At 60.5% G+C, this 2988-nt stretch carries 3 protein-coding genes; all 3 read right to left on the bottom strand.

All coding sequences use genetic code 11. The features are described 5' to 3' along the window. Positions 1-433, bottom strand: a 433-nt coding sequence (locus M3461_01125; GenBank protein ID MDQ3773076.1) for a hypothetical protein, incomplete at its 3' end; no start/stop codon positions are given. 489 nt (positions 434-922) lie between these two features. Beyond that, positions 923-1099 carry a hypothetical protein gene (locus tag M3461_01130; protein ID MDQ3773077.1) on the bottom strand — a complete coding sequence of 59 codons (177 nt, stop codon included), beginning with the start codon at positions 1097-1099 and terminating at the stop codon, positions 923-925. Then, entirely contained in the window at positions 1096-2271 is a 1176-nt protein-coding gene (gene cmr1 / locus M3461_01135; protein ID MDQ3773078.1) for a type III-B CRISPR module RAMP protein Cmr1, read from the bottom strand. The genes M3461_01130 and cmr1 overlap by 4 nt, the downstream gene beginning before the upstream one ends. Positions 2272-2988: the final 717 nt, after the last annotated feature.

The raw sequence follows: 2988 nt of genomic DNA on the forward strand, positions 1-2988 counted from the left end.
TAACCCTTTCGATGAAGCTCGCTGGGTGAGCTGCTTGAGGGAAAACCTCACGAGCAGTTCTTATGGGGAGGGGCTGGAAACGGGCCGAGCCGTGACTCAGGTACCGCGCCAGTCCCTTACCCGACAAGGTATTGCCGTCTAGGCTCCGAAAGTCCTTGTCCACACTTTGCAAGCACGCAATGCGCGTATCCCGTTCACCGAAGGCGCCTTCTTCAGAATGGGCCCTCGCGAGCTCGGCCAGCTTCTTCGCCTGCGTTTCATCCTTCTCCCACGCATCCTTGATCCACGGCACGGCCGCCATGTAGGCAGTGGACGGCCAGCTTCGCGTATTGACCTTCCAGCCTATCAGGCTCTGGTTCTGTTCCGCGAGACGAGGCAACATCCGCTTAACAAAGGCGATTGCGCACAGCCTTTCGTCTTCGCGCAAGTCCAACTTGCCTATCCGCCTACTTTTACGAATTTCCTCCCAGAAAAGATCTTGTCTTCTACGGTCCCGCGCCCGTATCCAACCGGAGATCTCTTGCCACGAATGCATCACAGTGCAGTGATCGCCACCCTCGATTTGTTGGCTTGCGGGTACTCGCCAATTCTTGCGCGCGTCTAGCCAGGTGGCATCGCTTCGAGCTCCAGGGTCGTTGCCCACAACCCAGGCGATCTCCCAGAAGTTCTTGATCTGGCGCTCCCAGAGTCACATGTCCCGTAGCCACAATGTTCAGCCGGCTTGATGTACGTCTCCAGGACCTTTTCCGCAGCGTCTTCGAAAGTCTTTTTGACCACATCCCCAATCTGCGTGCTGGGATCGAAGCCGACAGGAACTTCCGCTCTGAAGCGATTGGGTAGGGACCCGATAGTTGGCCGCGACTTGTCCGAAAGAGGGGTACCAAGTACCGCCGCGAGCAACGGGTCGCAGGGTTGCTTCTGGTCATCGTGAACGACCGGGAAAACAATCCGCCCGCCGGCGAGGAGAACCTGGCGCATGGCAATGCCGGAAAAGCCAGGACAGGAGGAACGACCCACCCCAAAGATCGCGCGTGCGCCGTGCCTGGGCGACGAAACCTTGGACGGGGCCGAGGGTGAAGTGGAGTATGCGGCCGCTCACGGGAATACCTCTCGCGCAGCGGGGAAGTACTTGTCGGTTGTTTTGGCATCGCGGTGACCGACGCACCCGTTAAAAAACTTGTCGATTACACCGTAGTCCGGCTTGGCGGTAACCGGTGTTCGGCCAGCGTTTATGGGCTCGCTGTCGGGTAGGAACTCGGCTCGCAAGACAGTGGCGATTCCTGCGTATCTTGGATTCGCGCGAGGGCCATAGTCGTGGACGTGGAACCACAGGGGGCTGGCGCGCCGGTCGTAATGTTCGGGCCTCACTTGCAAGTTGGAGCCTTGCCCGTAGTTGTGCGGGAGGCCGAAGACCACACGTTCGGGGTGGAAGTCCTTTGGTCGTGTGCCCTTAGCCCAAGCGTGATCCGACTCAAAGTTTTCCTCGCTATGTAACTTGCTTACCTTGCCATCCTTGCCCCAGCTCCGATACCGCTGCATCTGCCGCCCGTAGGTGTCGAGCACTGCCAAGGGATCGTTGCCGTCTAGCAGTAGGCAAACCCGTGACTCCTTGGAAAACGCGCTGAACGGCGGTTCGTCGGCCAGCGCGGCGGCAGCTGAGAGGAGACTCCTGAGTTCGCTTACGAAGCTGTCGTCGGTGGCGGGCGCCTCCCACTTGGTGTCGCCGCCAGCGAGTCCGATAAGGGTCAGGCTGCCGTAGCCCTTGCGCGCTCTGCTGCCTAGGCCACCTAAGAGAACCAGCAGCTTGAGGGAGTTGACGACCTCATGATGGATCGAACGGCGCGACCTCACCGCTAGCGTAAACTCGGCATTGCGAATTACGCACGACCTGGTAAGTTGCCCTGTCGGCGCGACCATCACACCATAACCCAAGTAGCGCGCGCCGGGCCGATTTACCACGTTATCCAACACACTGCCCTTGTCTGCAACCTTGACGTTCCCGTACCTCTTGATCCTAAGCAGCACTTGGCTTTGTCCCCCATCGGCCGAGCCGAAGAGTGCAGCCTCCTGCCTGCGGAGTTCCGCAATTGCAGCGCTGTTGGCCGGTTGAGCAGATCTGATTCCCCGCCAGGTGATCGCCCGCCACCAAAACCGCAAGGCCGCCTTAATTGGCGATACGCGCAATTCGGCCCGATCGTCCGGTTTCGCCCCTCCGAGAAACATCGGTGTCACGACGCGGAACGCCGCTTCCAGTACGTTGGTTTCTCGCATACGCTCACATCCCCGTCAACACCGGCCTATAGAACCGCAGCTTGGCCCCGCCCTTACCGAAATAGGCTTGCCAGAACGATTCCACGCGCCCGGTCTCGGGATCGGAGACGCTGCCCGGCGCCAGCTACGCGGACCTCGACGCCCACCCAGTGGGGAGCAACCCCGCCCGTTCCGTCACGGCCAGGACGCCGTCGCCCCGGAGCTTCTGGCCGGCTTTGTAGAAGGACAGCGCTTTGCGGTTTTGCAGCATGTTGAAAAAGGCGACTAGCTAGGATGCGCCGGGTAGCGAGCGAGCCTTGGCAGGCCTTGGCCAGGACGCCGAAGGTCTCGATCATCGGCGCGCCTGTCGATGCGATCGATATGCCCGAGGAGCGGCAGGGCGATGGAGATACCCCGGTGTTCACCCGGTTCCCACCGAAGATGCTGACGACCACGGGATCCGGGGGCACCCCGGCGATCCCGAGGAGGATGAGGGGCAGGACGAACAGCCAGCGCAAGAAGGGGCGTAGAGCGCGTCTTCCTGCGCCTTCGCCCGGATCTCCTCGACCGTGTAGTGCGTCGTTGCGCGGAATCGCGCCATCCCCATTTCCCCTAGTGGAGTGTCCCTTAAATAACTTGACAGATTCTCTGGCAATTGCTATGCTTACGGTCATGCCGAACACGAGGCTGTCGATCGAGTTGAAACGGCTGAACGGGACGCAGCTCGAAAAGTGGGAG

It is taken from the genome of Pseudomonadota bacterium (assembly GCA_030860485.1).
In the GTDB taxonomy this organism is placed as follows: Bacteria; Pseudomonadota; Gammaproteobacteria; order JACCXJ01; family JACCXJ01; genus JACCXJ01.